The organism is Cedecea neteri NBRC 105707 = ATCC 33855, assembly GCF_001571265.1.
GTDB classification, from domain to species: Bacteria; Pseudomonadota; Gammaproteobacteria; order Enterobacterales; family Enterobacteriaceae; genus Cedecea; species Cedecea neteri.
Map to the genome: position 1 here is coordinate 1 of NZ_BCTL01000092.1, position 6,735 is coordinate 6,735.

9 protein-coding genes are annotated in these 6,735 nt (G+C 57.2%); all 9 read left to right on the forward strand.

What is annotated here, in order from left to right; translation table 11 throughout:
* Nucleotides 1–1,091: phage baseplate assembly protein (locus CNE01S_RS25535; protein ID WP_072279228.1), on the forward strand; the 1,091-nt coding region annotated here is incomplete at its 5' end.
* Complete coding sequence (locus CNE01S_RS23575; RefSeq protein ID WP_061279063.1) at nucleotides 1,091–1,753, forward strand: phage baseplate assembly protein V; 663 nt, start codon at nucleotides 1,091–1,093, stop codon at nucleotides 1,751–1,753. The genes CNE01S_RS25535 and CNE01S_RS23575, both read left to right, overlap by 1 nt.
* 164 nt (nucleotides 1,754–1,917) lie before the next feature.
* On the forward strand, nucleotides 1,918–2,256 hold the full coding sequence (locus CNE01S_RS23580) for a phage GP46 family protein (protein WP_342747893.1): 339 nt from the start codon (nucleotides 1,918–1,920) through the stop codon (nucleotides 2,254–2,256).
* Between the two features lie 2 nt (nucleotides 2,257–2,258).
* Nucleotides 2,259–3,350: a baseplate J/gp47 family protein gene (locus CNE01S_RS23585; RefSeq protein WP_061279067.1), complete on the forward strand. Its 1,092-nt coding sequence runs from the start codon at nucleotides 2,259–2,261 to the stop codon at nucleotides 3,348–3,350.
* Nucleotides 3,347–3,880 (forward strand): YmfQ family protein, encoded by a 534-nt coding sequence (locus tag CNE01S_RS23590; RefSeq protein WP_061279070.1) that lies wholly within the window; start codon nucleotides 3,347–3,349, stop codon nucleotides 3,878–3,880. Before CNE01S_RS23585 ends, CNE01S_RS23590 begins: the two co-directional genes overlap by 4 nt.
* Nucleotides 3,881–4,699 (forward strand): hypothetical protein, encoded by an 819-nt coding sequence (locus CNE01S_RS23595; protein WP_061279072.1) that lies wholly within the window; start codon nucleotides 3,881–3,883, stop codon nucleotides 4,697–4,699.
* A 97-nt stretch (nucleotides 4,700–4,796) separates the two neighbouring features.
* Nucleotides 4,797–4,961: a DUF1378 family protein gene (locus CNE01S_RS24900; protein WP_072279229.1), complete on the forward strand. Its 165-nt coding sequence runs from the start codon at nucleotides 4,797–4,799 to the stop codon at nucleotides 4,959–4,961.
* 72 nt (nucleotides 4,962–5,033) lie between these two features.
* Nucleotides 5,034–5,804 carry a DNA adenine methylase gene (locus CNE01S_RS23600; RefSeq protein ID WP_061279074.1) on the forward strand — a complete coding sequence of 257 codons (771 nt, stop codon included), beginning with the start codon at nucleotides 5,034–5,036 and terminating at the stop codon, nucleotides 5,802–5,804.
* A gap of 105 nt (nucleotides 5,805–5,909) precedes the next feature.
* On the forward strand, nucleotides 5,910–6,398 hold the full coding sequence (locus CNE01S_RS23605) for a hypothetical protein (protein ID WP_061279076.1): 489 nt from the start codon (nucleotides 5,910–5,912) through the stop codon (nucleotides 6,396–6,398).
* The last annotated feature ends 337 nt before the right edge of the window (nucleotides 6,399–6,735 follow it).

The following is a 6,735-nucleotide window of genomic DNA, read 5'->3' on the forward strand; positions in this document are numbered from 1 at the left end:
GCCGCGACGAGCGCCTGACGCTGACCGTCGGCGGCGTGTCCCATCACGACTGGATGCGCTTCACCGTGGATGCGTCGTTTCTGACCCCGGCGGGCGCCTGGGAACTCGACGTCGGGATTGAAACCGCCACGCTGCCTGCAGAGGTACAACCCGGTGCGCGGGTGGTGCTCAGCGCCGGGCGCGATGTGCTGATGACCGGCCTGATTGACGATATCACCGAGGGGCTGCGCCGGGGCCGCCATGAGCTGTCGATTGCCGGGCGGGACAATGCCGGGGCCCTGGTGGACTGTTCCGCCCCGGTCTTTACGGCGCAGAACATGACGCTGCAGGAGGTCATCACCCGCATTGTGCACCCGTTCGGCATCAGTAAAGTGGCCATTCACGCGGATAAATCCGTTGCCCCGAAAAAATTTAACGTTGAACCTGGCGAAACTGCCTGGGAAGCGCTCCAGAAAGTCGCCGAGGTCAACGGGCTGTGGACGTGGGTCGCCCCCGATGGCACCTTTATTATCGGGGGGCCGGATTACAGCGCCCCGCCTGTGGCTACCCTGATGCTGAACCGGGATGGCCGGAGTAATATTCTCAGCCTGACCCGGCAGCGCAGTATCGCCGGGCGTTACTCGGAGGTCACCGTCCTGTCACAGGGGCACGGTAGCCGGGAGCATGACGGGGTGCATAACCGCAAGGGCACCGCCACCGACGGCGGCTTCACGCTGTATCGACCGCTTATTCAGACGATGTGCGACACTGACACTGACGACATGGCCACCGCCCGCGCGAAAAAGTTGCTCTCGGATTCCCGCCTGAAGGCGCTGACGCTCACCGTCGAGGTGCGCGGTCTGCGTACCCCGGCCGGTATCCCGTGGACACCGGGCCAGCGGGTGAATATTCAGAGTGACCTGTACGGCATCGACGGGACGTTCTTTATGATGTCGCGCCGCATCAGCGGCGGCCGGGGCCAGCCGCTCATTACCACGCTCACCCTGAAAGAGGACGGTATCTGGATAGCCGATGCGTTCCCACGTTCGCGCCGTAAACACAAGGGCAAAGGCAAGCCTTTGCTGTGGAATACCTGGCAGGAGATACACTGATGGATATCACCGCCCTTATCAACCGGCGTATCGCCTCCGCGCTCAGTGCCCTGCGCCGTCCGTTCCGGGCGAAACTCACGCGCATCACCACTGAAGGTGGCGTGCAGACCACCCAGCTTGAGGGCATGGCCCCGGAAACCCTTCAGGATGTGGAATTGTTTCAGCACTACGGCATCACCACTGTCCCGCCTGAAGGGGCAATGGCCATCGTTCTGCCGCTGGGGGGCGATACCAGCCACGGTATCGTGATTGCCACCGAGCACAGTCAGTACCGCATTCAGGCCCTGCAGCCGGGCGAGGTAGCCATCTACACCGATGAAGGGGCCTCCGTCATCCTGAAGAAAGGCAAAATCATCGAGACCACCTGCGAGGAATGGCACCTGAAATGCAAAAAAGCCGTGATTGAGGCGGCAGAGAGCGTGACGGTGAAAACCCCGCAGGTGACCGCCACCCAGAACGTCACGGCGCAGGGCCTGCTGACAGGCCAGGGCGGCATGGCCATCAGTGGAGACAATGGCCAGGGCTCAACCGCCACGATCACCGGCAATATCAATCATGCCAGCGGCACCATTACCTCCGGCAGCGTCAAAATTAACGGCGTCGAAATCGGCACCCACAAGCACAACACCCCGGATGGCGACTCCGGGCCACCGCACAACTGATACCCGCCAGCCCCGGCGAAGGCCGGGGTGCAGTTCGATTCTCTCCTTACAGGGGGTATTTGCCCATACCTTCTCTGCCTGCCGCCTCTGCCCCAGTGTTACCCGCTTCGCCCCCGCAACATGTCCGCCTCGCGCACGCGCGATACTCTGGCCGCATGGACAGAATGCTCAACCCTTACACAGGCGACTACACCGGCACCCGGACCACCCGGCTTGAAAATGCCGTGCTGTTGCGCCTGAAAACGCCACTCGGCAGCTGGCTGTTCGCGCCGCTGCTGGGCTCCCGTCTGCATCTGCTGCCGCGCAAGGACACGGAAGAGACCCGCGCCCTGGCGGAGCAGTACGCCTGGCAGGCGCTGGAGCCACTGGTGACCGACGGGCGGGCGCAGGCTGTCAACGTAACCGCCGTGCGAATACGCCCCGGCTGGATTGATTTAACCATTCAGGTGCTGCAGGCCGACGGCAAAACCACGACCTTCCGGCACCCGGTACAGGTGAACTGACGATGCCCGTAACGCTTCCCGCCCATGCAGACCTGGTGAAAAACTGGCTGGATGAACTGACCAACCAGCTACCGGATGCCGATACCGGCCAGGACAGCGACAACTTTGTCCGGGCGAACGCCACCGCCTCTGTGGTTCAGGGCCTGTATCAGTATGCAGGCTGGGTGCTGCGTCAGGCGTTCCCGGATACGGCTGACAGCGACTGGCTCGCGATGCATGCCCGCCTGCGGGGCCTGACAAAGAAAGCCGCTACGGCTGCAGCGGGAAAAGTCACCCTGACTGGCACGCCAAAAACCGCTTTTGTGACCGGACTGGCCTTCCGGGTGAAAGGTAACACCACGCTGTATCAGACCACTGAGGCCGGGACGCTGGATGCCAACGGGCACGCCACCGTAAAAGCCAGAGCCGCTACCTCCGGTATGGGCGGCAATCTGGTGGCTGGTATCAGCGGGACGCTGGTCTCCGCCCCGGCTGGCCTGGACAGCACAGTGACCGCCGATGCGATGACGGGCGGCACCGATACCGAGACCGACGGCGAGCTGCTGGCCCGCCTGCTGGACGTCATGCGTCAGCCCGCGGCTGGCGGGAATGCCCACGACTATAAAGTGTGGGCCATGTCGGTGGAAGGCGTCAGCGGCGCCTGGGTGTTTCCCCTGCGCCGGGGGCTCGGCACAGTGGATGTGGTGATTACTGCCGCGCACAGTCTGCCCTCGCAGGCCACTCTGGAGGCGGTTCAGCACTACATCGACAGCGTTCGACCGGTGACGGCCAAAGACTTCAAGGCCCTTGCCCCCACAGAAAAAACGCTGGATGTGACCGTGGCGGTGGGTATCAGCGACACCACCACCCTGGATGCGGTGACGGCGACCATAACAAACAGCCTGCAGACATGGTTTGCGGCGCTGATACCGGGCCAGGAAGCAATTGTAACCCAGATTGGGGCCCTGATATCGGACACCGAGGGCGTGCTGGACTACCGCATCAGCACCCCGACCACAAACCTGCTGCCGGTGGTCAATGCCACCACGGTGGAGTGGGTCCGACCGGGGAAAATCACCATCACGGCACTGCAGGCTGAGGGGCAGACATCATGACCCGCAACGATTACGTCAACCTGCTGGCCCTGCTGCTGCCCCCGGTCTCGTACAACCCGAACGGCACCCGCCTGAGAGCAGAGCTCCAGGCGGATGCACGGTTGCTGGCGCTGGCGGAACAGACCGTATCTGACCTGCTGAGTGCCATCGATCCGTTGACGGCCACCAACACGCTGCCGGACTGGGAACGTGTTTATGCCCTGATACCGGGGGAGAATGACACGCTGCAGCAGCGTCGGGACAGGGTGATGGCCGCCCTGGCCGAAACAGGCGGACTCAGCCGGGCCTACTTCATCAATCTGGCGGCTGCGATGGGGTACACCATCACCATTGATGAACCCGATACGCCGATGTGGCGCTGGTTGGTGAATGTTCAGGGCTCGCCGGAAAAAAGCTATTACTTCCGGGTGGGCGAGTCCTCGGTCGGTGACCGGCTGGAAGAGTCTGGTGACCCGAAGCTTGAGGAAATGTTTCGCCGCCTCAAACCCGCCCATACCGAGTGTGTGTTTAAGTATTCAGGAGAAGCGTAAGTGAAACCACTCATTGATCCCATCGGCACTGCAGACGGTTTATTCCACGGGAAAAACACGCAAACCGGGGAACTGGCAACCATCGTCACGCCGAAATACGCCAATGACAATCAGGCGGCCATGCTCAGCACGCAGCGTGAAATCCTTACGATTTTGACTGCCGCCGGTATTAAGCCGAACGAAGCGACCAACGACCAGTTTCTGACGGCGCTGAAAAAAGTCTTTCTGACGACGGACGATACGCGGCTGAATAACCTTCTACATTCGGACAAAAATCTCTCCGACGTAAAGGACAAAGCAGCAGCCAGAACCAGTCTGGAACTCAAAGGTGCTGCTGTTCTCGACGTCGGCAAGGTGGCGGGGACCGTTGCAGCAGGTGATGACGCCCGCATTACCGGTGCACTGCAAAAAGGGAATAACATGTCGGAGATAGCGGCTGCTGGCGTGCCTGCGCAAACCGCAGCCAGAGCGAATCTGGGCCTTAAAACCGGCGCCGTGCATGATGTGCAGCCTACCCCCACGGATGCCACACCAGAAACATTACTGAAGATGGGAAGCTTTGGCATTGGAACCCCAATTCGTATTGACTCAATCGGCGCCCACAAGACCATCTGGGACTGGTGCAATGACCAGGTCACCGGAGCCTATTATTTCCCCAACCTGGTCCCGAATCTGGCATGCCATGTGATTTATCTGTTCCGGGATACCAGCCAGGACAGGACATGGTTGTATTTTGGGGTACGGACTGACACAGCCAGCCCCAGCTTTGATATAACGATGGGTCATGCCGGTCACATCACTTCAGGTATTGGTAAATAAGCACAGCAATAAAGTGAAAGAAAATTTAAGTATTCAATACCCCCGGCAGAGTTGATTTACCTGCCATCTGTTACTCATTACATTAACTGAGGTCATTATGTCATTTATTCAAAGCAGCTTACTTTATTTTTGCACCGGTGTTTGCGTGCTTTACCTCCTCTCCGGCGGATATAAAGTGATTCGCAATTACATTCGCAAGAAAATTGATGATGCAGCAGCAACAAAAGCCGCTGCCAGTCAGCCCGGAAGCACAGGCAACTGATGCTTTCCGTATAAAATAAAAGCCCTGTCAGCAGCAAAATATGGCCGACAGGGCTCAATGGAGGAAACAGACATGGTGAGTCCCGTTATTCCCTGGGTGGGTGGCAAACGCAAGCTGGCTAAAACGCTGCTGCCGCTGTTCCCGGCGCACACCTGTTATGTGGAGCCTTTTTGCGGCGGTGCAGCGCTGTTCTTTATGAAAGAGCGCTCAGACGTTGAGGTGCTGAATGATATCGACGGGGAGGTTGTGAACCTGTATCGCGTTATTCAGTATCATCTGGAAGAGTTTATCCGGCAGTTTAAATGGGCTTTAACCAGCCGCCAGATATTTGAATGGCTGAACATCACACCCTCGGTTACGCTGACAGATATTCAACGCGCGGCGAGATTCTACTACCTGCAGAAATTGTCTTTTGGTGCAAAAGCCCACAGAAGGACGTTCGGAGTTCGTGCCACACGCCCGGCACCGCTGAACATTCTCAGGATGGAAGAAACATTATCCGGGGCGTGGGAACGCCTTCAGCAGGTTACGATAGAACACCTCGACTGGCTGAAGTGTATGAAGCGTTACGACAGACCAGAAACACTATTCTACCTTGATCCGCCTTACTGGAATACGACGGGGTATGGCGTCCCCTTCGGCATTGAGCAGTATCAGCTAATGGCTGAACAGGCGCTGAGTCCGGCCATGCAGGGTAAGGTGATCATTTCGGTTAACGACCACCCGGCAATGAGGGACGTCTTCGGCGGGCTGAATATCAGCACCACCATGACAAACTACACCGTGGGTTCACAAAATAAGAATCAGGTATCTGAGCTGATTATCACTAACTTCAAAATATAACGACGTCAGTTTAACCCGCGGCAATCTTGCGTAAATAAAACAAATATTGCCGCTGTCTGCGAATGTAAAGCACCTCAATGAATAAGAGAAATAAGAGAGCAAATTATGAGCCAGAAAGTAAACAGTCCTGAATCACCAGCCTCCGCGATCATCTCCGCCGAGATCGATAAACTCGAAGGTATCGGGCTCCACGTTGGCGCTAACATTGCAGACCGGGCAACGCCAGTGACCACGACCATTTCCAATCAAAACAGCGCGCTTTCCGCTATCGAAACAAGGCTGGCACAGGAAATACTCGACGTCAGTGGTGCTCTCCAGCAATTCGGCTCTGCTACCCGGAGCATACGCGAAGAACTGCCCGACGGTGCCCAGTTTGACAAGATGATGGTTGGCCTGCTCAGTTTGTTGGGTTTCCATCTTTCTTATTCGTTGCTCAAGAGTATGGAACCTCCCCTCCTTCTCGGTGACGGAAGCGAGTATCTCGACAAGCTGGGCCTGCGCCTCAGTGATACATTTCGTGAGCTCGATTTGGAGGGCAGAAAGTTTCTGGCGGTCGCGCTCATTGATAAGGGTTTTGACGAGTGTACCCAGTGAATTAAAAATGCCTAATGCGGTATCAGCGCTCATGTGGTGAAGTCCTTAGTGGTGGTTGTGATTTTTTTCGCCCGTATCCCTTGCAAGAATCAGGGCGAAAAAACCTTACCACTAAAACCCCGCGCCGGGCAGGGGCATATGTCCGGCAACTCACAAACCAATAGCAAGTGTCATTATTTATGTAAGGTCGTCAGTATTGAAAAATTGCAAGGATGGGGTGAGTCAGTGAGTTTGGCTATTAAAGAAGCTAATTATAAAAATATTTTGCACTCAGGTTTAATGAATACGGAGTGCAAAATATTTTAGAAAAAAGTGCAAAAACGTTTTCCGCTCTACA